This window comes from Microbacterium sp. GW823-FHT02G05, from assembly GCF_058797175.1.
In genome coordinates this window covers 345,228-370,185 of the sequence record NZ_JBXAJK010000002.1, presented here as the reverse complement: position 1 = coordinate 370,185, position 24,958 = coordinate 345,228, and the positions used below count along the sequence as shown (strand labels likewise).

Below are 24,958 nucleotides of genomic sequence, written 5' to 3'. Positions count from 1 at the left end.
ATATGAAGAACGTGGTGTGGTTCCTGATCGGCGTGATCGGTGGCTTCGTGGCTGCGCACTTCATGAACAAGGATCCGCGCGGTCACGACCTCCTGGCCGAGGTCGATTCCCGGATCACTGAATTCACGGGCATCCTCGGAGATGCCTACCGTCAGCAAGAGGCGCGGCTCACCCAGCCCCTCGACGACGACCGCAACTGACTTTCATCCGCTTCCCGCACCCCGCGGGGTGCATCGTTCTGACAGAAGGACACGTTTTACTCCCATGAAGACCGCGGAGATCGCTCAGCGCTACCTCAACTACTTCGAGCAGAACGATCACACGATCGTTCCCTCGGCGTCGCTGGTGAGCGATGACCCGACCGTCATGTTCACGATCGCGGGCATGGTCCCGTTCGTGCCATACCTGACGGGTGTGGTGCCGGCGCCGTTCCCGCGGGCCGCCGACGTGCAGAAGTGCATCCGCACGAACGACATCGAAGAGGTCGGCAAGACCGCGCGCCACGGCACGTTCTTCCAGATGCTCGGCAACTGGTCGTTCGGTGACTACTTCAAAGAGGGCGCCATCACCTATGCCTGGGACCTGCTGACGAAGTCCGAGGCCGACGGCGGTCTCGGATTCGCCGAGCGTGACATCTGGGTCACGGTCTACGAGACGGATGACGAGGCTGCCGCGCTGTGGCAGAAGATCGCCGGTCTTCCTGCGGAGCGCATCCAGCGCATGGGCAAAGAAGACAACTACTGGCACACCGGTCAGCCGGGCCCGGGCGGACCCTGCTCCGAGATCTACATCGACCGTGGTCCTGCCTATGGTAAGGATGGCGGTCCGATCGTCGACGACAACCGCTTCACCGAGATCTGGAACCTCGTCTTCATGCAGGATCTGCTGAGTGACGTGCGCTCGAAGGTGGACTTCGACATCGCAGGCTTCCTGCCGAACAAGAACATCGACACGGGCATGGGCCTGGAGCGCGTCGCGATGTTCAAGCAGGGTGTCGAGAACATGTACGAGACCGATCAGGTGCGTCCCGTGCTCGACCGCGCCGAGGAGATCTCGGGCCGCACCTACGGTGCTTCGCATGAAGACGATGTGCGCTTCCGCGTCATCGCCGACCACGTGCGCTCCTCGCTCATGCTGCTCTCCGACGGTGTTCGTCCCTCCAACGAGGGTCGCGGTTACATCCTGCGACGACTGATGCGCCGCACCGTGCGCTCCATGCGCCTGCTGGGCGTGGATGCTCCGACCTTCCCCGAGCTGTTCAGTGCATCCCGCGACGCCATGAAGTCGGCGTACCCGGTGATCGAGCAGGACTGGGACCAGATCGCGACAGCGGCCAACGCCGAAGAGGCCACGTTCCTTCGCACTCTGGCACAGGGTTCGACGATTCTCGACCTCGCGGTCGAGGACACCAAGAAGCAGGGTTCGACGGCTCTTGCCGGTTCCGAGGCGTTCCTGCTGCACGACACCTACGGGTTCCCGATCGACCTCACGCTCGAGATCGCCGAGGAAGCCGGCCTCAGCGTCGACCGCGACGCCTTCGACTCGCTCATGCAGGAGCAGCGTTCGCGCGCCAAGGCGGATGCCAAGAGCCGCAAGCGCCAGCTGGCGGATGTCTCGGTCTACGGTGACCTGCGCGCACTCGGCGAGACGCAGTTCCTCGGGTATGACGATCTCGAGACCGAGTCCCGCGTGCTGGGACTGCTCGTCGACGGCCAGGCCGCGACGAGCGCGAGCGAGGGTCAGGTCGTCGAGATCGTTCTCGCCGAGACGACGCTGTATGCGGAGTCCGGTGGTCAGGTGGCCGACAAGGGAACGATCGTCGGGCCCGGCTTCGTGCTCGATGTGCTGGATGTGCAGCGAACGGTTCCGGGGCTCATCAGCCACACGGTGGAGGTCCGTCAGGGACGCGTCGCCGTCGGCGACACGGCCACGACCGTCGTGGATGCCGCGAACCGCCGTGCCGCGCGTCAGGCGCACTCGGCGACCCACCTCGTGCACGCGGCCCTTCGCGACACGCTCGGCAAGACGGCGACGCAATCGGGCTCGCTGAACCGGGCAGGATACCTGCGCTTCGACTTCTCGTGGGGCCAGGCGCTCTCCGCCGAGACCCGCACGGAGATCGAGGAGATCGCGAATCGCGCCGTGCAGGAGTCGCTCGAGGTCACGACGCGCGTCATGTCGCTCGATGAGGCCAAGGAAGCCGGTGCGATGGCACTGTTCGGCGAGAAGTACGGCTCCGTCGTGCGCATGGTCGACATCGGCGGCCCCTGGTCGCGTGAGCTGTGTGCGGGAACGCACGTCAGCACGAGCGCGGAGATCGGTCTCATCAACCTCGTCGGCGAAGCATCCGTCGGCGCATCCAACCGTCGTATCGAAGCCCTTGTCGGTCAGGACGCCTTCCGGGAACTGGCTGCCGAGCGCGCGATCGTGTCGCAGCTGACCTCGTCGCTGAAGACGCCGCGTGAGCAGCTTCCCGACCGCATCGCCGAGCTCGCCGCGCAGCTCAAGGCCGCGGAGAAGCGCATCGCCCAGTTCGAAGCCAAGGAACGCGCCGGACAGGTTCCGGCGCTTGCGGAGACCGCCACGCGTGTCGGCTCCCACCAGTTCGTGGGGCAGTCGGTCGGCGAGGTCGGTTCGGCTGATGACGTGCGTGAGCTCGCTCTGGCCGTGCGCGAGCGTTTGGGATCGGACGCTGCTGTCGTGGCTGTCGCAGGTGTTGCGGCCGGGCGGCCGATGGTCGTCATCGCGACGAATGATGCGGCAAGAGCGGCCGGTGCCAAGGCGGGCGCTCTCGCGAAGATCGCCGCGGGCGTTCTCGGCGGCGGCGGCGGCGGACGAGACGATGTCGCACAGGGCGGCGGGGCAGATGCCTCGGCCCTGCCGGCCGCGTTCTCGGCCATCGAAGCGGAGCTGCGTCGCGCGTGAGTGACTTCCGGCGCGGAGTGCGTCTCGGCATCGACGTCGGGAAGGCGCGCGTCGGCGTCGCACGGTGCGATCCCGATGGGATGCTCGCGGTACCGGTCGAGACGGTGCCGCGGGACGAGCAGTCCATCGCGCGCCTGGTGACGCTGGCAGACGAGTACGAGCCGATGGAGTTCGTGGTCGGACTGCCGATCAACATGCGGGGAGAAGACACCGAATCGACCGCTGATGCGCGACGCTTCGCGCGCGAACTCAGCCGAGCCTCAGGTCTACCGGTCATTCTGGTGGACGAGCGATTGAGTACGGTGACGGCGCACGCTGCATTACGTTCGTCGGGTCGCACTCAGCGGGGCTCCCGTGGCATTGTGGATCAGGTCGCCGCGGTGGTGCTGCTGCAGCACGCGATCGACACCGAGAAACGCACCGGCAACCCGGCCGGTCCCGAGGTTTCGCTCGACGAGGAGTCCGCCTGAACATGCCCGACCGTTCTGCCGCGCCGTCTGACGACAGCAAAGACCCGATCGCTGATCTTTTTGAGAACCTGCCCGATCCGGTCACGCAGCAGGCGAAGAATGCGCTTCCCGATGATTCATCGGCGGCAGCAGTTCGGGCTGCTTCGGAAGGGCGCGACACCGAGGACGCACCCGTTCCCGGATCCCGTCGGGCAGCGCGAGAGGCGGCGGCACGCGACACCGGCGCGCAGGAGATCGTGGCTCCGACTCCGTCCAGCCCGAACCCGGATGATGTCGACGCCTCGCCTATGAGCACTCCCGAGGCGGTCGCTTGGCCGCTGGCCCCGGAGCCGGGTCCTTCGGCTTCGAGTGATGCGGCGACGCCGGCGCCCTCCGGCGCGACGCTCGACGATCTCTTCCATCACGAAGGCGCCGCGCCGGCGAGCACGGCGACGCGTCGTCGTTCGCGCAAGAAGGGCTGTCTGATCGCGCTGATCATCCTGCTCGTGCTGCTCGGGGGCGCCGCCGCTGGTGGCGTCGCGGTGTGGAACGTCTATGGCGATCGCATCAGCGAGGTCATGGGCTGGGGCGAGCCCAAAGACTACGAGGAGGGCATCGCGACGGGGGAGACCCTCGTCACGATCTCCAGCGGCGACACCGGCAGCGAGGTCTCCGCGGCCCTGCATCGCGCAGGCGTGACGAAGACCTCGGACGTCTTCTACGACATGCTCGTGAAGGAGAACATCGCGAAGACGTTCTACCCGGGCGTGTATCGGCTGCAGACGAAGATGACCGCTGCGGCGGCCCTGGCTGCGCTCGATGATCCCGCGAACAAGCTGGAGAACTCCGCGCTCATCCGGGAGGGGCTCTCGATCGCGGCCATCCTCCCGATCCTCTCCGAGAGCCTGGACATCCCGATGGCGGATCTCGAAGCAGCTGTCGCAGATCCGACCGTCTACGGCGTGGCCGCGCCGACACTCGAAGGCTGGCTGTTCCCGGCCCTGTACGACACCTTCGAAGCCGGTACGCCGGCGACGGAGGTCATCGCAGCGATGGTCGAGCGCACACGAGAATCACTGGCAGCAGCGGGTGTGCCTGCCGGTGAAGAGCAGCGCATCCTCACAATCGCCTCGATCATCCAGCGCGAAGCGCGGTACGAAGAGGACTTCTACAAGGTCTCCCGAGTGATCCAGAATCGCCTCGGTCCCGACAACGCCGAGACGGGCGGCCGCCTCGAGATGGACTCGACCGTGCAGTACGGCTACGGTCAGCTGCACCAGGGGGAAGCGAGCACGTCGGAGGAGGCGCGCAACGACGACAACGGCTGGAATACGTACATGTATCCTGGACTTCCCGTGGGGCCGATCGCGAGCGCGGGCGACCTCGCCATCGACGCGGCGATGCACCCGGTCGACGGGCCCTGGTTCTACTTCGTGACCGTCAACATGGACACAGGCGAGACGATCTTCACGAACACCTACGATGAGCACCTCGTGTACGTCGAGCAGATGCAGCAGTGGTGTTCCGAGAACCCCGATTCCGGATGCTGACGCCGTGACCGACGTGGCCCGGGAGCCGTCGACGCGCCTGGCAGTCTGGGGCGACCCCGTTGCGCACAGCCGTTCCCCTCAGCTGCACAGCGCCGCGTATCGCGCTCTCGGTCTGGACTGGTCGTACACGCGTCGTCAGGTGGCGGCGAAGGCGTTCTCTGCGGCGATCGCCGAATTGGACGCTTCCTGGCGAGGCCTCTCGCTGACGATGCCGCTGAAGGAGGAAGCGTTCCGCTGGGCCCACACGCGTGACCGTGCCGCGACGCTCACGGGTGCTGTCAATACCCTGCTGGTGAGTGGTCCGCTGCGCGGACACGGCTTCAACACGGACATCGCCGGACTCGTTGCGGCGTTGCGGGAAGGCGGTCTGCGGGAGATTCCGCGGGCGCGCATCCTGGGCGCGGGTGCCACCGCGGCATCCGCCATCCTTGCCCTTGCCGAACTCGGTGCGACGCGGATCGATGTCGTCGCGCGACGCCCCGAGGCAGTGGCGCCGCTGCGCGCACTCGGCGAGGAGATCGGGGTCGCGGTCGACGGATCCGCTTTCGACGCGTCACATTCGACGGTCGATGTGACGATCGCGACACTGCCCAGTGGTATTCGTCTGGAGCCTGGGATCTCGCGTGCGCTCGGCGATGCGGGCGGTGCACTGTTCGACGTGGCGTACGCGCCGTGGCCCTCGGCACTTGCGGAGCAGTGGACAGACGCGCCGCGTCTCTCCGGCATCGGAATGCTTCTGCATCAGGCGGTCGCGCAGGTGCGCATTTTCCTGCACGGAGACCCCCTCGCGGTGCTGGATGACGAAGAAGCCGTCGTGGCCGAAATGCGCGCGGCCGTCATGGGAGACTAGAGGCATGCTCCGCGTGCTCACGGCCGGCGAATCGCACGGTCCCGAACTCATTGCCGTCATGGAAGGACTCCCTGCGGGGGTCCCGCTGTCCTCGGAGGCGATTCAGGCCGACCTGGCCCGGCGCAAGCTCGGCGACGGCCGCGGATCGCGGATGAAGTTCGAGGCTGATGCCCTCACGATCTCCGGCGGCGTCCGCCATGGTCGCAGTCTGGGCAGTCCGATCGCACTGCGCATCGGCAACACCGAATGGCCGAAGTGGATCGAGGTCATGAACCCCGAGCCGGTCGGGCTGACCGATCGCTCGCGCGGTCGCAGCGCACCTCTGACGCGCCCGCGTCCCGGTCACGCCGACCTCGTGGGTATGCAGAAGTACGGCTTCGACGAGGCTCGCCCCATTCTCGAGCGTGCGAGCGCCCGCGAGACCGCGGCCCGCGTCGCCCTCGGCGCACTGGCTCGCGCTTTCCTCGGCGAGCTCGGCATTCGACTGGTCAGCCACACGCTCTCGATCGGGCCGGTGCGCGTTCCGGACGGTTCTCCGCTTCCCGGCCCCGACGACGTCGCAACGCTCGACGCCGATCCGCTGCGCTGCTTCGACCCCGCGACCTCCACGCTGATGGTCGAAGAGGTGGCCTCGGCCCGCAAGGACGGCGACACTCTCGGCGGCATCGTCGAGGTTCTCGCCTATGGCCTCCCGCCCGGACTCGGATCGCATGTGCACTGGGACCGTCGACTCGACGCACGTCTTGCCTACGCGCTCATGAGCATCCAGGCGATCAAGGGCGTCGAGGTCGGCGACGGCTTCGAGACCACGCGCCGCCGTGGATCGGCTGCGCACGATGAGCTCTTCGTCGCCGAGAACGGCATCACTCGCGGGTCTGACCGTGCCGGCGGAACCGAGGGCGGCATGTCGACAGGTACCGTGCTGCGTGTCCGCGCCGGCATGAAGCCCATCGCAACCGTTCCCCACGCTCTGCGCACGATCGATGTCACCTCCGGCGAGGCGGCATCCGCGCACCACCAGCGCTCCGACGTCTGTGCGGTTCCCGCTGCCGGTGTCGTGGCCGAGGCGATGGTGGCGATCGAGCTGGCCAACTCGGTGCTCGAGAAGTTCGGGGGAGACAGCGTCGCAGAGACTCGTCGTAACTTCGATGCCTACCTCGCGGCGATCCCGGCCGAGCTGCGCACGGCATCCGCGTCGGACGAGGCGCTGATCCTGCACGATGAGCTTGCCTGATCCTGCTGCGTCGATGCCATCCACCGCGGGTGACGTGCTTGTTCTCGTGGGGCCGATGGGCGCCGGGAAGACCAGCGTCGGTCGTCGTGTCGCGAAGGCGCTCGGTCTGCGCTTCGTCGACACCGACAAGGTGATCGCGGCTGCTCACGGAGCAATCCCCGAGATCTTCGCGACACACGGTGAGGCGCAGTTCCGGGCGTGGGAGGCAGAGGCTGTCGCCGCGGCGATCACGCGAGGCGGCGTCGTGTCGCTCGGCGGTGGCGCCGTCGTGACCCCTGCGACACGGGAACTGCTGCGCGCGGTGCCCGTCGCGCACTTGACCGTCAGTGCAGAAGCGGTCGCCGCCCGCATCGCAGACACCACACGGCCGCTCCTGGCCGGAGACGACCCCGTCGCCGCATGGTCGCGCATCGCCGATGCGCGACGCGACTGGTACGACGAGGTGGCCGATGAGACTTTCGACACATCCCGCACGCCGATGCAGCGCGTTGCGGAGCAGGTCGTGAACTGGATGAGAGGACGCGAATGAGCGAGCAGACATCGACCTTCACGGTGACGACGGCGGGCGCTGACCCCTACGAGATCGTCGTCGGACGCAGCATCCTGGACCGCGTCTCCGGGGCACTCGACCCCGCTGTGCGCAAAGTCCTCGTCGTGCACCCGCCGACACTTGCCGACCGTGCCGCCGAACTGCGTGATCGACTCGTCTCGGATACGAGCAACGGTCCTCGCGAGGTCTTGCTGGCAGAGATCCCGGATGCCGAATCCGGCAAGCGCATCGAGGTCGCGGCTTTCTGCTGGCAGATCATGGGGCAGTCCGACTTCACGCGCACCGACGCGGTGATCGGCTACGGCGGCGGCGCCGTGACCGATGTCGCCGGCTTCGTCGCGGCGACGTGGCTGCGGGGCATCCAGGTCGTGCAGGTGCCGACCACGGTGCTCGGACTCGTCGATGCAGCGATCGGTGGCAAGACCGGCCTCAACACGAACGAGGGCAAGAATCTCGTCGGTGCCTTCTGGGCCCCGCGGGCCGTCATCGGTGATCTCGACGAGTTCGGGAGCCTCAGCGCGAACGAGGCGACGGCGGGCTATGCCGAGGTCGTGAAAGCGGGCTTCATCTGGGCGCCGGAGATTCTGGACCTCATCGAGGCGGACCCCGCACGCGCCGTGGACACGACAACGCAGGAGTTCCGTCGCACGATCGAACTCGCGATCGACATGAAGGCGCAGGTCGTGTCAAATGACTTCCGTGAGGCGGGGCAGCGCGAGATCCTCAACTACGGTCACACGCTGGGACATGCGATCGAGCACGCGGAGCGCTACCGCTGGCGCCACGGTGCAGCGATCTCGATCGGCATGATGTTCGCCGCAGAGCTCTCGCGCCTCGCGGGCCGGCTTCCGGATGCGGCGGTGCAGCGTCACCGCGACGTACTCGAGTCGCTGGGGCTGCCGACGAGCTATCGCAGCGGCGCCTGGGCGACGCTCCTGTCGACGATGCAGCGCGACAAGAAGAGCCGCGGCGGCATGCTGCGTTTCATCGTCCTCGATGACATCGCGAAGCCGACCGTTCTGCAGGCTCCGGATGAGTCGCTGCTGTTCGCCGCCTATCAGGAGGTCGGTGCATGAGCACCGTGGTGCGCCGGGTTCGGGCTGACGAATGGTTCGCCGTGCGCGCCCTGCGCCTGGAGGCCCTGCGCGATCCTGCAGCAGATGTGGCGTTTCTCGAGACGTGGGAGAACGCCTCGCTCCAGCCCGACGAGTTCTGGCAGGAGCGCGCCAGCAACTCGGCGTCGGGAGATGCCGTCGCGCAGTTCATCGCGGAGGATGCCGAAGGCTGGGTCGGCTCGGTGACGGTCCTGCGTGCCGCCGCCGGAAGCACCGATTACCACGGCGATGTTCTCGCGGAATCACGCAGCAACGTTGTGGGTGTGTACGTCCGAGCCTCTCACCGCGGTGACGGGCTCATCGATCAGCTGTTGGATGCCGCCGCCTCCTGGTCGGCGAGCCACGGCGACACCCGCCTGCACCTGGGCGTCCACGTCGACAACGCGCGCGCTCAGCGCGCATATCAGCGCTCTGGTTTCCTGCCGACGGGCGTCACGATGACGACATCCATCGGCGACGAGATCGAGATGGCACGGGAGCTGACGGATGGCCCGGGGCGCCGGATCCTGCTGGTCAACGGTCCGAACCTGAACCTGCTCGGCACGCGAGAGCCAGAGGTCTACGGCACCGCGACGCTCGCCGATGTCGAGCGCCTCGTGGCCGCGGAGGCCGCATCTCTCGGTTACGCGGTGCGTGCCGTGCAGAGCAACCACGAGGGCGTGCTGATCGACGCGATTCACGCCGCTCGTGCGGACTGCGCAGCTGTGGTGATCAATCCAGGTGGCCTCACGCACACCTCGGTGGTCCTGCGTGATGCGCTGACCGGGATCGCTCTGCCGTTCGCCGAGGTGCACATCTCCGACGTCTACGCGCGGGAGGAGTTCCGACACCATTCGTACCTGACCGATGTCGCTGCTGTGCACGTCGTCGGACAGGGGATCGACGGCTACGCGCAGGCCGTGCGGCAGCTGGCAGCACTCATCCCGTAGAATTGACCGTCGGGCTCCGATCCTGACGCTTCGGTGCGGCCGCGTTGCGCGGTGGCATCCGCCGATCGGCCCACCCATACTTCGACACGAAACGGATTCACGCGCATGGCATCGACCGCAGACATCAAGAACGGCGTCGTCCTCAGCATCGACGGACAGCTCTGGAGCGTCATCGAGTTCCAGCACGTCAAGCCGGGCAAGGGTGGCGCGTTCGTGCGCACCAAGCTCAAGAACGTCGTGTCGGGTAAGACCGTCGACCGCACCTACAACGCGGGCACGAAGATCGAGATCGAGAACGTCGACCGTCGCGACTTCACCTACCTGTACACCGACGGCGACAGCTTCGTGTTCATGGACATGGACGACTACGACCAGCTGACCGTGGGCGCCGCGACCGTGGGCGACGCGAAGAACTTCCTGCTCGAGAACCAGCAGGTCACGATCGCGCTCAACAAGGGCAACCCGCTCTACATCGACCTTCCGGCATCCGTGATCCTCGAGGTCACCTACACCGAGCCGGGCCTTCAGGGCGACCGCTCGTCTGCAGGCACCAAGCCCGCGACGGTCGAGACCGGCTACGAGATCCAGGTTCCGCTCTTCGTCGAAGCGGGCACGAAGGTCAAGGTCGACACTCGCACGGGTGACTACCTCGGTCGCGAGAAGTAAGGCGTGAGCGCCCGGACGAAGGCGCGCAAGCGCGCTCTTGACATTCTTTTCTCCTCGGATGTGCGCGGCGATGCGCTGACGACAACGCTCGCCGCCGAGGCGAAGCGCGCGGCGGGCGAGCCTGCCCGTGAGGCTTCCTGGGGCTACGCCCGCGAGATCGTCGACGGCATCGTCGACCACGGCGAAGAGATCGATGAGCAGATCACGACGCACAGTCGCGACTGGAAGATCGAGCGGATGCCCGCCGTCGACCGTGCTCTGCTGCGCATCGGTGTGTGGGAGATCCTGCACAACCCCGAGGTGCCGACGGCCGTTGCGATCGATGAGGCCGTCGAGCTCGCCAAGGAGTTCTCGACGGATGATTCCGGCGCGTTCGTGCACGGCGTGCTTGCGCGCGTCGCTCGCGCGAACTGACGTCCTCCGCGTCGGCTGACGCGAATGTCGGTGGTGTGGAGGAGGATCGTTCGCGATGTCGACGACTCCTGACTCCGCAGCATCCGCGCCTCTTTCCTGGCGTGCCCTGACACCGTCCACACGCGCATCGACCACGCCCTTGGCGCTCGGGATCGAGTTGCGCCGTCGCGATGCGTCGCGCCATCACTGGTCGGCTCCGCGCGCCACGTCGGCGACCGTGCGCGACCTTGCGCGAGATCCCGGGGAACTGCTGCTCGCCGTTCGTCCGCTGCGGCAGAGCCAGACCACGGGGGCGTGGGTGCAGGCGGATGCGTCGTGGGATGCCGTGCGGCGTCCGAACACGCAGTTCGACCCGGCCCAGTCGCGCTGGTTCGGCGATCTGCTGAGCCTCGCTCGCGACTCGCTGTTGTCGGGGCTCTCCGGAGACTGGCTGGCGCTGGATCCGGTCGAGTCGCGCCTGCTGTGGCCGCACCTGCGGGATGCAGCTTCACACGGAGTGACCTTCGTGTCCACACAACGAGACATCGCGCTGGTGTTCGCGGGCCACGTCGAGGTCACCGCTGTCGCCGATCGGGACCCCCGGAACCTGCTGAGCCTGCGCGCCGAAGCGGCGTTCGACGGTGAACGAGCGGGTGGACGCTTCCTGCGTACGGTCGGCCACACGGGTGTCTACGCGTATGACGTGCAGGGCGCGACGGCGACGCTCTATCTGGGGGAGTTCATGCTGCCCGAGGCGCTGCACCGCCTGATCGGGGCGGTGGCCGTCCACGTGCCCGAGGCAGAGGAAGCAGACTTCGTGCGCGAGCTCTCGCCGGGTCTGCGACGCGCCGGAGTCCTCCGCGCAGGGCTCGGCGTGACATTCCCGGATCTGCCCGTGCCCACGGCCGCTCTGGCCGTGCGGTTCCTGCCCGGCGACCGCGTGACGTATGCCTGGCAGTGGCGGTACGACGGATACGGTCGATTCCCCTTCACCGCCAGCGACGATCCTGTGCGCGACGGGGCGGCCGAGACCGACGCGCGGCCGGAGATCGAAGCGGCGTGGGCGGACGTGGCAGGCACCGCTTTCATCGAAACCGACTCCCTTCACGACGTGGATGCCGCGGAGTTCGTGGCCCACATCGCTCCCGCGTTGGAGGATCGGGGCGTCGATGTGTCGTACCACGGGGAGCGCCGCAGCTATCACGAGCTGGCCGGTGCCCCGGAGATCCGCATCACCACGGTGGAGAGCACGGACCCCGACTGGTTCGACCTCGGCGTGATCGTGACGATCGAGGGGCGGACGATCCCGTTCCGACCGCTCTTCACTGCTCTGAGCAAGGGCCAGAAGAAGATGAAGCTCTCGGACGGAGGGTACTTCTCGCTGGCGCACCCCGCATTGCAACGGCTGAAAGACCTCATCGACGAGTGCACGGAGCTTGCCGAATGGGAGACCGGACCGCGAATATCCCGGTACCAGGTCGCGCTCTGGGACGATTTCGAAGACCTCGCCGATGAGGCAGAGCCGGCCATTTCCTGGCGGGCAACGTCGGAGGGACTCCGCGACGCGCAGGCGGTGCCTGCTGTCGCGGTTCCGCAGGGATTGCGCGCAACGCTGCGGCCGTACCAACAGCTCGGCCTGGACTGGCTCGCTTTTCTCTGGGCGCACAGACTCGGCGGGATCCTGGCCGACGACATGGGCCTCGGCAAGACCGTGCAGATCCTCGCCCTGCTTCAGCACGCGCGGGAGTCGGGCGAGCGGCGTCCGTTCCTCATCGTCGCTCCGACGTCGGTGACGGATACCTGGGTGCGTGAAGCGCGTCGCTTCGTCCCCGGCCTTCGTCTGGGCGTCGTGGCGCGGCGACCGCGCTCGGCGGCGACGATCGCCCGACTGGCCGCGCAGCACGACGTGCTCGTGACCTCCTACACGGTGCTGCGCCTCGGCGAAGACGCCTTCGCCGAGAGGGAGTGGGCGGGCCTGATCCTCGATGAGGCCCACGCGGTCAAGAATGCGGCGACGCTGCAGCACCTCGCGGCAGCGCGCATCCGCGCAGATGTGACGTTCGCGGTGACCGGAACCCCGATGGAGAACAGCCTCACGGATCTGTGGGCCCTCCTGTCGCTGGTGGCACCAGGGCTGTTCGCCTCCGCACAGCGTTTCCGCCGCGAATACGTCCAGCCGATCGAACGTGGCAAGGTCGCCGAGAACGCCGAGAACGGTGCCCATCGCGCACATCAGCTGGAGCGATTGCGTCGTCGCATCCGACCTCTGGTTCTCCGACGCACGAAGGACGAGGTCGCTCCCGACCTTCCTCCCAAGCAGGAACAGGTGCTGCGGGTCGACCTCAGTCCTGCACACCGCGCGCTGTACGACGTCGTGCTGCAGCGCGAGCGTCAGAAGATCCTGGGCCTGCTCCGCGATCTCGATCGGAATCGCTTCATCGTGTTCCGATCGCTCACGCTTCTGCGCATGCTGAGCCTGTCACCGGGGCTCATCGACGAGACCGATGGGCGGATCGGATCCCGCAAGATCGACGTCCTTCTGGAGCGCCTCGCGGAGATGCAGGCCGAGGGGCACCGCGCGCTCGTTTTCAGCCAGTTCACGTCGTATCTGGCGCTCGTCGCACGCCGACTCGAGAAGGAGGGAATCCCATACGCCTATCTCGACGGAGCGACACGGCAGCGTCCCGCGGTCATCGAAGGCTTCCGCGCGGGTGAGCAGCCGGTGTTCCTGATCAGCCTGAAGGCCGGTGGGGTGGGGCTCACGCTGACCGAAGCGGACTATGTCTTCCTGCTCGATCCGTGGTGGAACCCCGCGGCCGAGGCGCAGGCCATCGACCGCACGCATCGCATCGGGCAGGACAACAACGTCCTCGTGTACCGCCTGATCGCCACCGACACGATCGAAGAGAAGGTGCTCGCGCTGCAACAGCGAAAGGCGCGCCTGATCACCGCCGTCATGGATGACGAGAATCTGTTCGCGCAGACGCTGACCGCCGACGACATCCGCGGGCTGCTGGACTAGGGCGAGGGCATTCTCACGGCTCGTCGCAGGAGAGCCACAGCGGGCCGCAGGTAGACTCGTGGACGCTCAATCAGGAGGAGAAGCAATGCGGATCACGGCGCTCGGCCACGCGGGGATGTTCATCGAGACCCGAGGCGGAACCATTCTCTGCGACCCCGTTCTCGGTCCCTCCTTCTTCGGGTCATGGTTCCCCTTCCCCGACAACCGCGGTCTCGATTGGGAGCGCTTCGGCAAGGCGGACTTCCTCTACATCTCGCACCGCCACCGTGACCACTTCGATCCCGCACTGCTGGAGCGCTACGTGTCGAAGGATATCGAGGTGCTGCTTCCGGAGTACCCCGTCGACGACCTCGAGCAGGACATCCGCGCGCTCGGCTACAACAACATCACCTACGCACCCGCCGGCGAGGTGATCGAGCGCGGCGAGCTCAAGATCATGGTGACGCCCCTGCGGGCGCCCAGTGACGGCCCCATCGGCGACTCGTCACTGAGCGTCGACGACGGTACGGGGTCGATGCTGAACCAGAACGACTCGCACCCGCTCGATCTGGAGGCGCTGCTCGATTTCGGCACGCCCGACGCCTACTTCACGCAGACCTCTGGCGCGATCTGGTGGCCGATGGTCTACGACCTGCCGCTGGACGCGAAGCAGAATTTCGCGCGACTCAAGCGCGACGCGCAGAACAAGCGTGCGATGTTCTACATCGAGAAGGTCGGCGCCCCGCACGTGTTCCCGATGGCCGGTCCACCGATGTTCCTGCGTGACGACCTGTTCGACTTCAACGGCTTCGGCAAGAACGGCGAGTCGATCTTCACCGATTCGAAGCAGTTCCTCGAGCACATGGAACAGCAGGCGCCCGGTCAGTACCAAGGGCACCTGTTCGTACCGGGAACGGTCGTCGACATCACCGACGGTGAGGTCACGACCTCGCAGTCGCTGTACACGGACGACGAGATCGCCCACATGTTCGACAACAAGTGGGACTACCTCGAGTCGCAGCGCGCCACGCGCCAGCAGGAGATCCAGGACGAGATCGCCACACGGGCCGAGGTCATCCCGCCGGCAGAGATGCTCGCGGCGATCAAGGCGTGGTGGGAGCCGCTGCTGAAGAAGTCGCGCACGATCCGCCTCGGTGTCGGCGGCAACGTGCGCTTCCGTATCGGCGACCTCGACATGGTCGTGGATTTCCCGCGCGCCAAGGTGCGCGAGTACGACGGTGAAGAGTGCATCTACTGGTACACGATCCCCGCCGACCTCGTCTCGACGAACATCCGCGACCACGAGATCGACTGGTCGAACTCGATCTTCCTCTCGATGCAGTTCTCGGTCGGTCGCAGCGGCAAGTTCAACGAGTTCCTGACGACTTTCCTCAAGTGCCTCTCGGTGGATCGTATCGAGTACGTCGAGAACTGGTACTCGGAGCAGACGGACCAGACCGAAGACGCGGAGATCGGAGACTGGGTCGTGCAGCGTCGGTGCCCGCACCTGCGCGCTGACCTCACGAAGACCGGCAAGGTCGATGAGGACGGCATTCTCACGTGCAGCATGCACGACTGGAAGTGGGACCTGAAGACGGGCAAGTGCCTCTCGACCACGGGCCACGCGATTCGAGCGACGAAGATCGACGAGGTGACGGCCGCGGCGATGCGTCTCGGCGTATAGCTAGAATGGGGTCATCACCACCTTTAACACCGTCCTGAGAGGCGGAGAAGGGAAGTGGCCATTGTCTGCACGCATCGTGCTGCAAGAAGCCGATATCGCGCGCGCCCTGACGCGCATCGCCCACGAGATCCTCGAATTCAATCGCGGCGCGAGCGACCTGATCCTGCTGGGCATTCCGACCCGCGGCGTCGCTCTTGCGAATCGCCTCGCGGGGGTCATCGGCTCCATCGCTCAGACGGAGGTTCCGGTCGGCGCCCTCGACGTCACGCTCTTCCGTGACGATCTCGCGAAGCATCCGACGCGCTCTCCGCAGCCGACCGACATCCCGGCGGGAGGCATCGACGGCAAGACCGTGGTGCTGGTCGACGACGTGCTCTTCTCCGGGCGCAGCATCCGCGCGGCGCTCGACGCGCTGCAGTCGATCGGACGTCCGTCCGTCGTGCGGCTTGCGATCCTCGTCGATCGCGGTCACCGCGAACTGCCCATCCGGCCCGATTTCATCGGCAAGAACATCCCGTCCTCTCGGCAGGAGCGCGTCAACGTGCGCCTCACCGAGAACGACGGCATCGACGAGGTGGCGATCGAAGGATGAGACACCTCCTCGACACTCAGACGCTCGCACGCGCCGAGGCGCTGCGCATCCTCGACGTCGCCGAGGACATGGCCGACACGCAGTCGCGCGAGATCAAGAAGCTTCCGACGCTGCGCGGGAAGACCGTCGTCAACCTCTTCTTCGAGGACTCGACACGGACCCGCATCTCCTTCGAAGCGGCCGCGAAGCGACTGTCCGCAGACGTCATCAACTTCGCCGCAAAGGGGTCGAGCGTCTCAAAGGGCGAGAGCCTCAAGGACACGGCGCAGACGCTCGAGGCGATGGGAGCGGATGCTGTCGTCATCCGGCACCCCGCCTCCGGCGCGCCCCGCACGCTGGCGACCAGCGGGTGGATCACTGCGGGTGTCGTCAACGCCGGCGACGGCACGCACGAGCATCCGACGCAGGCTCTTCTCGACGCCTTCACGATCCGCAAGCGCCGCTTCGGCACCGACAGTCGTGGTCGTGACCTCACAGGCATCCGCATCGTGATCGTGGGTGATGTGCTGCACTCACGGGTGGCGCGCTCCAACGTATGGCTCCTCGCGGCGCTCGGCGCCCACGTCACGCTCGTGACGCCTCCGACCCTCATTCCGCAGGATGTCTCGAACTGGCCCGTCCGTGTTCTGTACGACCTCGACGAGGCGCTGGCGGAGGACCCGGACGCGGTCATGATGCTGCGGATCCAGCTAGAGCGAATGCACGCGGCGTTTTTCCCGAGTGAGCGGGAGTATTCTCGCCGCTGGGGTCTCGACCCGGTACGACTTGCACGGCTCACGGGCGATAGCATTGTGTTGCACCCGGGGCCGATGAACCGGGGTCTGGAGATCTCCGCCGAAGCGGCAGATTCCCCCCGCTCCACGGTGCTCGAACAGGTCACGAACGGTGTTTCCGTGCGCATGGCCGTGCTGTACCTGCTGCTGGCAGGAGAACGAAACGAAGACGAGATGGGAAGCCCGAACGCATGACTGAGACACTCGTCTTCCGCGGAGCGCAGCTCCTCGGCACGCAGAGCGCCGACATCCTCGTGCGCGACGGTGTCATCGCCGAGATCGGATCGGGCGTCTCCGCCGCTGGCGCACGCGTGATCGATGCGGAAGGCCTCGTCGCTCTGCCCGGCCTGGTCGACCTGCACACGCACCTGCGCGAGCCCGGCTACGAGGCATCCGAGACGATCCTCTCCGGCACCCGCGCCGCCGCGGCCGGCGGTTTCACCGCCGTGTTCGCCATGCCGAACACCTCACCCGTCGCCGACTCGGCCGGCGTCGTCGAGCAGGAGCTCGCGCTGGGTGAGGCGGCCGGATACGCCACCGTCCAGCCGATCGGCGCGGTTACGGTGGGTCAGAAGGGCGAGCGTCTCGCCGAGCTCGGCGCCATGGCGACCTCACGTGCGAACGTCCGCGTCTTCAGCGACGACGGGTTCTGCGTCTGGGACTCGCTGATCATGCGCCGTGCCCTCGAGTATGTGAAGTCCTTCGGGGGAGTGATCGCCCAGCACGCCCAGGACCCGCGCCTGACCGAGGGCGCGCAGATGAACGAGGGCGCCGTCTCGGCCGAACTCGGCCTCGCCGGTTGGCCGGCCGTGGCCGAGGAGTCGATCATCGCCCGCGATGTGCTCCTCGCCGAGCATGTCGGCTCTCGCTTGCACGTCTGCCACCTCTCCACCGCCGGTTCCGTCGACCTGATCCGCTGGGCCAAGAAGCGGGGCATCGCGGTCACCGCCGAGGTGACGCCGCACCACCTGCTGCTGACGGACGAGCTGGCCCGCGATTACGATGCGCGATTCAAGGTCAACCCGCCGCTTCGTCGCGAAGAAGACGTGCTCGCCGTCCGTGAGGGCCTCGCTGACGGCACGATCGACATCGTCGCGACCGATCATGCCCCGCACCCCAGCGAGAGCAAGTCCTGTGAATGGCAGGCCGCGGCGAACGGCATGGTCGGGCTCGAGAGCGCACTGCGGGTCGTGCATCAGTCGATGGTCGAGACCGGCCTCCTGGGCTGGTCGGATGTGGCTCGCATCATGAGTGCAGCCCCTGCTCGCATCGGATCGCTGGCCGGACACGGCACCCCGCTTGAAATCGGTCAGCCCGCAGAGTTCACGCTCTACGACGCGAGCGTGCGCGGCACGTTCACGAAGGATGACCTTCGAGGCCGCAGCGTGAACTCGCCGTACCTCGGTCGTGATCTGCCGGGACGCGTGGAGTGGACCGTGCACCGCGGGTACGCCACGCTCGCGAACGGCGCCGTCGTCGAGGAGCTTGCACGATGAGTTACGAAGCCGCCGTCGCCGTCATGATCGGCGCCGCTGTGTTGGTTCTCGGTGCGATGCTCTTCGCATGGCGACGACGTCTGCGCCGCGATTCCGGGTTGCACGCACCGCTCGGTGTGCCCGAGCATGCGGATGTCCTCACCCGGCACGAGGTGCTCTATGTCGCGACCACCCGGCACGACGAGCCACTCGAGCGCCTCACCATCCGGCCACTGGCGTACCGCGCGCGCGGCGAAGCCGTCATCACCGATCGGGGCCTCGCCCTGAGCCTGGACGGCTCGCCCACCGTGTTCCTCGCATCCAACCGCCTCGTCGCGGTAGATCGCGCCACCGTCGCGATCGACCGGGTCGTCGAGCCCGGCGGACTGGTGCGCGTCGTCTGGCAGGTGGACGACTCCACCCGCGTCGACAGTTACTTGCGGGTCGTCTCCGGCGACCCGACCCACGTGATCACTGAACTCCAGCGCCTGTGCGCTGCACCCGAGACGGGAGCGTCCTCATGACCGCCACCACTACTACGGCCTCGCGCCTTCCGGATCCTGCTGTCCTGGTCCTCGAAGACGGCAGCCGCTTCCGCGGTCACGCATACGGCGCCCGAGGCACGACGATCGGAGAGGTCGTCTTCGCCACCGGCATGACCGGCTACCAGGAGACGATCACCGATCCGTCCTACGCCGGGCAGATCGTCCTGCAGACGGCACCGCACATCGGCAACACAGGCGTCAACGAGGAAGACAACGAGTCTCGTCGCATCTGGGTCGAGGGGTACATCGTGCGCGACCCCTCGCGCATCGTGTCGAACTGGCGCGCCACCGACTCACTCGAGAACGTGCTGCAGCGCGACAACATCGTCGGCATCAGCGGCATCGACACGCGTGCGGTCACCCGCCGTCTGCGCTCGGTCGGAAGCCTCCGTGGCGCGATCTTCTCGGGAGACGCCGCAGGCATCGACGCCGATGAGCAGCTGCGCATCGTGACGGAAGCTCCGCTCATGTCGGGCCAGAACCTGTCCGCACAGGTCTCCGTGGAGGTCCCGACCCTCACGCCCGCCGTCGGCGAGCGCATCGGCAACCTCGCAGTGATCGACCTCGGAGTCAAGCAGGCTACGGTGAACAACCTCGCGGCGCGCGGCTTCGACGTGCACGTGCTGCCGCAGACCTCGACGTTCGCCGAGATCCAGGCCGTCGAACCGGTCGCGGTGTTCTACTCGAACGGCCCCGGTGACCCCTCTGCCTCCGAGCGCCACGTCGCGCTGCTGCGCGAGGTCCTCGACGCGAACCTGCCGTTCTTCGGCATCTGCTTCGGAAACCAGCTGCTCGGTCGCGCCCTCGGGCTCGGCACCTACAAGCTGCCGTTCGGCCACCGCGGCATCAACCAGCCGGTGCTGGACCGCGCGACCGGACGCGTCGAGATCACGGCTCACAACCACGGCTTCGCCGTGGAGGCTCCGCTGGAGGGCACCTTCGACAGCCCGAACGGCTACGGCAAGGTCGAGGTCAGCCACATCGGCCTGAACGACAACGTCGTCGAGGGGCTTCGCGCTCTCGACATCCCCGCGTTCTCGGTGCAGTACCACCCGGAGGCTGCCTCGGGTCCCCGCGACGCCAACTATCTTTTCGACCGTTTCCGCGATCTCGTCGTCGCGCACATCTCCCAGAAGGACGCGAAGTAATGCCCAAGCGCGACGATATCAAGTCTGTTCTCGTCATCGGCTCCGGCCCGATCGTCATCGGTCAGGCCGTCGAGTTCGACTACTCCGGCACCCAGGCGTGTCGCGTTCTTCGCGAGGAGGGCGTGCGCGTCATCCTGGTGAACTCGAACCCCGCGACCATCATGACCGACCCGGACTTCGCCGACGCGACCTACGTCGAGCCGATCACCCCTGAGGTCATCGAGACGATCATCGCCAAGGAGAAGCCCGACGCGATCCTGCCGACCCTCGGTGGGCAGACGGCGCTCAACGCCGCGATGGCACTGCACGAGCGCGGCATCCTCGACAAGTACGACGTCGAGCTCATCGGCGCGCGCGTCGATGCGATCAAGAAGGGTGAAGACCGCCAGATCTTCAAGGAGCTCGTCCTCGAGGCCGGCGCAGACGTGGCGGCCTCGGTCATCGCGCACTCCATGGACGATCTGCTCGCAGGCGCCGAGAAGCTCGGCTACCCGCTCGTCGTCCGCCCCAGCTTCACGATGGGCGGCCTGGGCTCCGGCTTCGCCTACAACGAAGAGGACCTGCGTCGTATCGGCGGTGCGGGCCTACACGACTCTCCGACGAACGAGGTGCTCCTGGAGGAGTCGATCCTCGGTTGGAAGGAGTACGAGCTCGAGCTCATGCGCGACACGGCCGACAACACGGTCGTCGTCTGCTCCATCGAGAACGTCGACCCGGTCGGCGTGCACACGGGTGACTCCATCACGGTCGCACCCGCGCTGACGCTGACGGACCGCGAGTTCCAGAAGCTCCGTGACATCGGCATCGACATCATCCGCGCCGTCGGCGTGGACACCGGTGGCTGCAACATCCAGTTCGCGATCAACCCCGAAGACGGCCGCATCATCGTCATCGAGATGAACCCGCGCGTCTCGCGCTCAAGCGCGCTGGCATCGAAGGCGACGGGTTTCCCGATCGCGAAGCTCGCCGCCAAGCTGGCGCTCGGCTACCGTCTGGACGAGGTCACGAACGACATCACGGGCGTGACGCCGGCGAGCTTCGAGCCGACGCTCGACTACATCGTCGTCAAGGTGCCGCGCTTCGCCTTCGAGAAGTTCCCGGCGGCTGACGCGACGCTGACGACAACCATGAAGTCGGTCGGTGAGGCGATGGCCATCGGCCGCAACTACACGACCGCGCTGCAGAAGGCGTTGCGATCGCTGGAGAAGCGCGGTTCGAGCTTCCACTGGGGGCCGGAGGACCGCTCCGTCGAAGAGCTGCTCGAGATCTCGAAGACGCCGACCGACGGTCGCATCGTGACGCTGCAGCAGGCGCTGCGCAAGGGCGCGACGATCGAGCAGGCCTTCGAGGCGACCGCGATCGATCCTTGGTTCCTCGACCAGATGATCCTGATCAACGAGGTTGCCGACATCATCGCCTCGGCGGAAGAGCTGGATGCTGCGACGCTGCGCCACGCGAAGGAGCACGGCTTCTCGGACGTGCAGATCGCCGAGCTGCGCGGCCTCGACGAGACCGAGGTACGTGAGGTGCGCCGTGCACTCGCTGTGCGCCCCGTCTACAAGACGGTCGACACCTGCGCTGGAGAGTTCCCGGCCCTGACGCCGTACCACTACTCGAGCTACGACAGCGAGACCGAGGTCGAACCCTCGGACCGCAAGAAGGTCGTCATCATCGGCTCAGGCCCGAACCGCATCGGTCAGGGTGTCGAGTTCGACTACTCCTGCGTGCACGCCTCGTTCGCCCTGTCGGATGCCGGCTACGAGACCGTCATGGTCAACTGCAACCCGGAGACGGTGTCGACCGACTACGACACCTCCGACCGCCTGTACTTCGAGCCCCTGACGCTGGAGGACGTGCTGGAGGTGCTCGACGCGGAAGCAGCGAGCGGTGAGATCCTCGGTGTCGTCTGCCAGCTCGGGGGCCAGACGCCGCTGGGCCTGGCGAAGGGCATCGAGGCCGCCGGCTACACGATCCTCGGCACGAGCCCGGAGGCGATCGATCTCGCCGAGGAGCGCGAGCTCTTCTCGCGTCTGCTCGATGACGCCGGCCTCGTCGCGCCGCGCAACGGCACGGCGATCGATGTCGAAGGTGCTGTCGCCATCGCGGAGGAGATCGGCTACCCCGTGCTCGTCCGCCCGTCGTTCGTCCTCGGCGGACGCGGCATGGAGATCGTCTACAGCACTGAGTCGCTGCGCGACTACTTCGTGCGCACGGCGGGTGAGGTCGTGATCGAAGAGGGCAAGCCGCTTCTGGTCGACCGCTTCCTCGACGACGCGATCGAGCTGGATGTCGACGCTCTGTACGACGGCCAGGAGCTGTACATCGGCGGCGTCATGGAGCATCTCGAAGAGGCGGGCATCCACTCCGGCGACTCGAGTTGTACGCTGCCTCCCGTCTCGCTCGGCCGCTCGGACGTGGATCGGGTGCGCACGGCGACGCTGGCGATCGCTGAGGGCGTGGGCGTCCGCGGTCTGCTGAACGTGCAGTTCGCGATCAGCGCGGGCGTGCTCTACGTGATCGAGGCGAACCCGCGCGCGAGCCGCACGGTGCCTTTCGTGTCCAAGGCCCTCGGTATCCCGATGGCGAAGGCCGCGAGCCGCATCATGGTCGGTGCGACGATCGCCGAGCTGCGCGCCGAGGGACTGCTTCCCGAGGTCGATGGCTCGCGGGTCCCGCTGGGATCTCCGGTCGCCGTGAAGGAGGCTGTGCTTCCCTTCAAGCGCTTCCGCACCGCAGACGGCAAGACGGTCGATTCCGTGCTCGGCCCGGAGATGCGCTCGACCGGTGAGGTCATGGGCATCGACAAGGATTTCCCGACGGCGTTCGCGAAGAGCCAGGCTGCCGCCTACGGCGGCATGCCGACGTCGGGCACCGTGTTCATCTCGGTTGCCGATGCGGACAAGCGCGCGGTCATCCTGCCTGCGCACCGCCTGCAGCAGCTCGGGTTCACGATCGTTGCGACCGAGGGCACGGCCGAGATCCTCTCGCGTAACGGCATCGAGGTGACGGTCGTCGAGAAGTACAGCGCGACGCAGGAGTCGGGTGCGCAGAACATCGTCGACCTCATCAACGACGGTCAGATCGACATCATCGTGAACACCCCGAGCGGTGGCGCGACGCGCGCTGACGGCTACGAGATTCGCGCCGCGGCGGTCGCCGCCGACAAGGCTCTCTTCACGACGATGGCTGTTCTGGGCGCTGCAGTGAGCGGCATGGATGCGGCCGATCAGGGCTTCGCCGTGCGCAGCCTGCAGGAGTACGCGGCCGACCGACTGGCCCGCCTGTGATTCAGCGCTTCGGGGAGCGGGTGCGTGCGGCGATCTCGTCGTACGGCCCGCTCTGCGTGGGGATCGACCCGCATGCGCACCTGCTGAGCGAGTGGGGACTGGATGCCTCGGCATCCGGCGTCCGCGAGTTCGGCCTGCGCGTCGTAGAGGCTGCCGGAGGGCGTGCCGGGATCGTCAAGCCGCAGGTGTCGTTCTTCGAGCGCTTCGGCTCGACGGGCATCGCCGCGCTGGAGGATGTCCTCGCTGCTGCCCGCGCCGCGGGTCTCGTCGTGATTGCGGATGCGAAGCGCGGCGACATCGGCTCGACCATGGACGCATACGCGGAGGCTTGGCTCACGCCCGGGAGCCCGCTGGAGGCGGACGCGCTGACCGTGAACCCGTATCTGGGCGTCGGAGCGCTGGACGGCGCGCTGCGCCTCGCGGACGAGCACGGCAAGGGGCTCTTCGTCCTCGCGGCGACGAGCAATCCTGAGGCGCTGCCCGTGCAGACGGCGCAGACGCGCGAGGGTGAGACGGTGGCCGGTGCCATCATCTCCGCGGTCTCCGCCTACAACGCGGCGGTGACGCCCGCAGGGGAGTGGGCATCTCACGGGTTCGTGATCGGTGCGACGGTTGACCGTTCTGTGCTCGGAGTGCCGGAGACGCTGAGCCCCGTCGCTCCGATCCTGGCACCGGGCTTCGGGTTCCAGGGCGCGCAGATCGCCGACCGTGATGTGCTGTTCGGCGCGCTGGCCCCCGCCGTCATCGCGAGTGAGAGCCGGAGTGTCCTGTCCGCGGGTCCTTCGGGACTCGCCGCGGCGATCGATGAGCGTCGAGCTCTCCTCGGAGGTGCACAGGATGGCTGAGTCCGTTCCCCCGCAGGACGTCGACCGGGTCGCGGCCGCGCGCCGTGCCGTTGAGCGTCGACGGGCGCGTGCCTCGATCAAACGTGACCTCGCGATGCGTGTCGTGTCCGGCCAGGAGGTGCTGCGCCGCGCGGCGGAAGATCCGACCTCGGCTGCGGCAACGCTCCGCGTGCCCGACTTCCTGACCGCGCTTCCCGCGATCGGTGCGGGCAAACGTGATCGCATCCTCGAGGCCCTGCAGATCTCGCCGGTCAAGCGTCTCGGCGGGCTGGGAGTCCGCCAGCGAACGGTGCTCCGCGAATGGCTGGACGAGCGCTTCCCGCAGTCCGAGCCGCGTGCAGGCCGCAGCCGCCTTCTCGTCCTGGCGGGCCCGACCGCCGTCGGCAAGGGCACCGTGGCGACGCACATCCGTGAGACGCACCCCGAGATCCACCTTTCGGTGTCGGCGACGACGCGTGCTCCGCGTCCCGGAGAGATCGACGGTGTGCACTACTTCTTCGTCGACGAGGATCGGTTCGATCAGATGATCGCCGACGACGAACTGCTCGAGTACGCGACGGTGCACAACCGGTTCCGCTATGGCACTCCGCGCGCGCCGATCGAGCAGGCGCTGGCGGAGGGGAAGACGGTGCTGCTCGAGATCGATCTGCAGGGTGCGCGTCAGGTGCGCGCCGCGGATGCCTCGGCGACATTGGTCTTCCTGCTGCCGCCGTCGTGGGATGAGCTCGTACAACGTCTCGTGGGCCGCGGCACCGAGGACGAGGCCGAGAGGGCTCGTCGCCTGCGCACCGCGAAGGTCGAACTGGCGGCGCAGAACGAGTTCGATTACCGCATTGTGAACCAGGACGTCGCCACAGCGGCGCGCGAGGTCGTAGAATTGTCTGAGGCTGCGGCGCGTTAGCGCCATCAGGTGTGCCTGCGCACACCGTTCGCCTGAATCTTTTGCG

General features: G+C 67.1%; 21 protein-coding genes and 1 pseudogene. All 22 read left to right on the top strand.

All coding sequences use genetic code 11. From position 1 onward, the window contains the following. Nucleotides 1-2 precede the first annotated feature (2 nt). Nucleotides 3-200, top strand: a complete 198-nt coding sequence (locus AC1REM_RS11700; protein ID WP_204937313.1) for a hypothetical protein — start codon at nt 3-5, stop codon at nt 198-200. 64 nt (nt 201-264) lie between these two features. Next, on the top strand, nt 265-2,925 hold the full coding sequence (gene alaS, locus AC1REM_RS11695) for an alanine--tRNA ligase (protein ID WP_492514776.1): 2,661 nt from the start codon (nt 265-267) through the stop codon (nt 2,923-2,925). After that, the gene (ruvX, locus tag AC1REM_RS11690) at nt 2,922-3,395 is read left to right on the top strand and encodes a Holliday junction resolvase RuvX (protein WP_492514775.1); all 474 of its coding nucleotides are present in this window, start codon (nt 2,922-2,924) and stop codon (nt 3,393-3,395) included. The genes alaS and ruvX overlap by 4 nt, the downstream gene beginning before the upstream one ends. Nucleotides 3,396-3,397: 2 nt before the next feature. Continuing rightward, the gene (gene mltG / locus AC1REM_RS11685; protein WP_492514774.1) at nt 3,398-4,924 is read left to right on the top strand and encodes an endolytic transglycosylase MltG; all 1,527 of its coding nucleotides are present in this window, start codon (nt 3,398-3,400) and stop codon (nt 4,922-4,924) included. A 4-nt stretch (nt 4,925-4,928) separates the two neighbouring features. Further along, nucleotides 4,929-5,774 (top strand): shikimate dehydrogenase, encoded by an 846-nt coding sequence (locus AC1REM_RS11680; RefSeq protein ID WP_492514773.1) that lies wholly within the window; start codon nt 4,929-4,931, stop codon nt 5,772-5,774. A gap of 4 nt (nt 5,775-5,778) precedes the next feature. After that, nucleotides 5,779-7,008, top strand: coding sequence for a chorismate synthase (gene aroC, locus AC1REM_RS11675; protein WP_492514772.1), 1,230 nt, complete (start codon nt 5,779-5,781; stop codon nt 7,006-7,008). A 13-nt stretch (nt 7,009-7,021) separates the two neighbouring features. Further along, nucleotides 7,022-7,537, top strand: a complete 516-nt coding sequence (locus tag AC1REM_RS11670; RefSeq protein WP_492514771.1) for a shikimate kinase — start codon at nt 7,022-7,024, stop codon at nt 7,535-7,537. Further along, the gene (aroB, locus tag AC1REM_RS11665; protein WP_492514770.1) at nt 7,534-8,634 is read left to right on the top strand and encodes a 3-dehydroquinate synthase; all 1,101 of its coding nucleotides are present in this window, start codon (nt 7,534-7,536) and stop codon (nt 8,632-8,634) included. Before AC1REM_RS11670 ends, aroB begins: the two co-directional genes overlap by 4 nt. Next, nucleotides 8,631-9,080 (top strand): annotated as a pseudogene (locus tag AC1REM_RS11660) (GNAT family N-acetyltransferase); the annotation flags it as partial. The gene aroB and the pseudogene AC1REM_RS11660, both read left to right, overlap by 4 nt. Nucleotides 9,081-9,140: 60 nt before the next feature. Next, nucleotides 9,141-9,602 (top strand): type II 3-dehydroquinate dehydratase, encoded by a 462-nt coding sequence (locus tag AC1REM_RS11655; RefSeq protein ID WP_492515481.1) that lies wholly within the window; start codon nt 9,141-9,143, stop codon nt 9,600-9,602. A 105-nt stretch (nt 9,603-9,707) separates the two neighbouring features. Beyond that, nucleotides 9,708-10,268: an elongation factor P gene (gene efp, locus AC1REM_RS11650; protein ID WP_492514769.1), complete on the top strand. Its 561-nt coding sequence runs from the start codon at nt 9,708-9,710 to the stop codon at nt 10,266-10,268. Between the two features lie 3 nt (nt 10,269-10,271). Then, complete coding sequence (nusB, locus tag AC1REM_RS11645; RefSeq protein ID WP_204939979.1) at nt 10,272-10,682, top strand: transcription antitermination factor NusB; 411 nt, start codon at nt 10,272-10,274, stop codon at nt 10,680-10,682. 55 nt (nt 10,683-10,737) lie between these two features. Beyond that, on the top strand, nt 10,738-13,683 hold the full coding sequence (locus AC1REM_RS11640; protein WP_492514768.1) for a DEAD/DEAH box helicase: 2,946 nt from the start codon (nt 10,738-10,740) through the stop codon (nt 13,681-13,683). Between the two features lie 85 nt (nt 13,684-13,768). Beyond that, entirely contained in the window at nt 13,769-15,346 is a 1,578-nt protein-coding gene (locus tag AC1REM_RS11635; protein WP_492514767.1) for a Rieske 2Fe-2S domain-containing protein, read from the top strand. A gap of 61 nt (nt 15,347-15,407) precedes the next feature. After that, nucleotides 15,408-15,938 (top strand): bifunctional pyr operon transcriptional regulator/uracil phosphoribosyltransferase PyrR, encoded by a 531-nt coding sequence (gene pyrR, locus AC1REM_RS11630; RefSeq protein ID WP_492514766.1) that lies wholly within the window; start codon nt 15,408-15,410, stop codon nt 15,936-15,938. Continuing rightward, entirely contained in the window at nt 15,935-16,906 is a 972-nt protein-coding gene (locus tag AC1REM_RS11625) for an aspartate carbamoyltransferase catalytic subunit (RefSeq protein ID WP_492514765.1), read from the top strand. The genes pyrR and AC1REM_RS11625 overlap by 4 nt, the downstream gene beginning before the upstream one ends. After that, the gene (locus AC1REM_RS11620; protein WP_492514764.1) at nt 16,903-18,207 is read left to right on the top strand and encodes a dihydroorotase; all 1,305 of its coding nucleotides are present in this window, start codon (nt 16,903-16,905) and stop codon (nt 18,205-18,207) included. The genes AC1REM_RS11625 and AC1REM_RS11620 overlap by 4 nt, the downstream gene beginning before the upstream one ends. Continuing rightward, nucleotides 18,204-18,710 carry a PH-like domain-containing protein gene (locus tag AC1REM_RS11615; protein ID WP_492514763.1) on the top strand — a complete coding sequence of 169 codons (507 nt, stop codon included), beginning with the start codon at nt 18,204-18,206 and terminating at the stop codon, nt 18,708-18,710. The genes AC1REM_RS11620 and AC1REM_RS11615 overlap by 4 nt, the downstream gene beginning before the upstream one ends. Then, nucleotides 18,707-19,879 (top strand): glutamine-hydrolyzing carbamoyl-phosphate synthase small subunit, encoded by a 1,173-nt coding sequence (gene carA / locus AC1REM_RS11610; protein ID WP_492514762.1) that lies wholly within the window; start codon nt 18,707-18,709, stop codon nt 19,877-19,879. Before AC1REM_RS11615 ends, carA begins: the two co-directional genes overlap by 4 nt. Further along, a complete protein-coding gene (gene carB, locus AC1REM_RS11605; RefSeq protein WP_492514761.1) occupies nt 19,879-23,166 on the top strand; it encodes a carbamoyl-phosphate synthase large subunit in 3,288 nt (1,095 codons plus the stop codon). Before carA ends, carB begins: the two co-directional genes overlap by 1 nt. Beyond that, nucleotides 23,163-24,011: an orotidine-5'-phosphate decarboxylase gene (gene pyrF, locus AC1REM_RS11600; RefSeq protein ID WP_492514760.1), complete on the top strand. Its 849-nt coding sequence runs from the start codon at nt 23,163-23,165 to the stop codon at nt 24,009-24,011. The genes carB and pyrF overlap by 4 nt, the downstream gene beginning before the upstream one ends. Then, on the top strand, nt 24,004-24,912 hold the full coding sequence (gene gmk / locus AC1REM_RS11595; RefSeq protein WP_492514759.1) for a guanylate kinase: 909 nt from the start codon (nt 24,004-24,006) through the stop codon (nt 24,910-24,912). The genes pyrF and gmk overlap by 8 nt, the downstream gene beginning before the upstream one ends. Nucleotides 24,913-24,958 lie beyond the last annotated feature (46 nt).

What these genes read in the sequence shown, in the direction of transcription:
- AC1REM_RS11700 (WP_204937313.1), top strand. Translation starts at nt 3, where the DNA reads ATGAAGAACGTGGTGTGGTTCCTGATCGGCGTGATCGGTGGCTTCGTG.
- alaS (WP_492514776.1), top strand. Translation starts at nt 265, where the DNA reads ATGAAGACCGCGGAGATCGCTCAGCGCTACCTCAACTACTTCGAGCAG.
- mltG (WP_492514774.1), top strand. Translation starts at nt 3,398, where the DNA reads ATGCCCGACCGTTCTGCCGCGCCGTCTGACGACAGCAAAGACCCGATC.
- aroC (WP_492514772.1), top strand. Translation starts at nt 5,779, where the DNA reads ATGCTCCGCGTGCTCACGGCCGGCGAATCGCACGGTCCCGAACTCATT.
- AC1REM_RS11670 (WP_492514771.1), top strand. Translation starts at nt 7,022, where the DNA reads ATGCCATCCACCGCGGGTGACGTGCTTGTTCTCGTGGGGCCGATGGGC.
- aroB (WP_492514770.1), top strand. Translation starts at nt 7,534, where the DNA reads ATGAGCGAGCAGACATCGACCTTCACGGTGACGACGGCGGGCGCTGAC.
- AC1REM_RS11655 (WP_492515481.1), top strand. Translation starts at nt 9,141, where the DNA reads ATGGCACGGGAGCTGACGGATGGCCCGGGGCGCCGGATCCTGCTGGTC.
- efp (WP_492514769.1), top strand. Translation starts at nt 9,708, where the DNA reads ATGGCATCGACCGCAGACATCAAGAACGGCGTCGTCCTCAGCATCGAC.
- AC1REM_RS11640 (WP_492514768.1), top strand. Translation starts at nt 10,738, where the DNA reads ATGTCGACGACTCCTGACTCCGCAGCATCCGCGCCTCTTTCCTGGCGT.
- AC1REM_RS11635 (WP_492514767.1), top strand. Translation starts at nt 13,769, where the DNA reads ATGCGGATCACGGCGCTCGGCCACGCGGGGATGTTCATCGAGACCCGA.
- AC1REM_RS11625 (WP_492514765.1), top strand. Translation starts at nt 15,935, where the DNA reads ATGAGACACCTCCTCGACACTCAGACGCTCGCACGCGCCGAGGCGCTG.
- AC1REM_RS11620 (WP_492514764.1), top strand. Translation starts at nt 16,903, where the DNA reads ATGACTGAGACACTCGTCTTCCGCGGAGCGCAGCTCCTCGGCACGCAG.
- AC1REM_RS11615 (WP_492514763.1), top strand. Translation starts at nt 18,204, where the DNA reads ATGAGTTACGAAGCCGCCGTCGCCGTCATGATCGGCGCCGCTGTGTTG.
- carA (WP_492514762.1), top strand. Translation starts at nt 18,707, where the DNA reads ATGACCGCCACCACTACTACGGCCTCGCGCCTTCCGGATCCTGCTGTC.
- carB (WP_492514761.1), top strand. Translation starts at nt 19,879, where the DNA reads ATGCCCAAGCGCGACGATATCAAGTCTGTTCTCGTCATCGGCTCCGGC.
- gmk (WP_492514759.1), top strand. Translation starts at nt 24,004, where the DNA reads ATGGCTGAGTCCGTTCCCCCGCAGGACGTCGACCGGGTCGCGGCCGCG.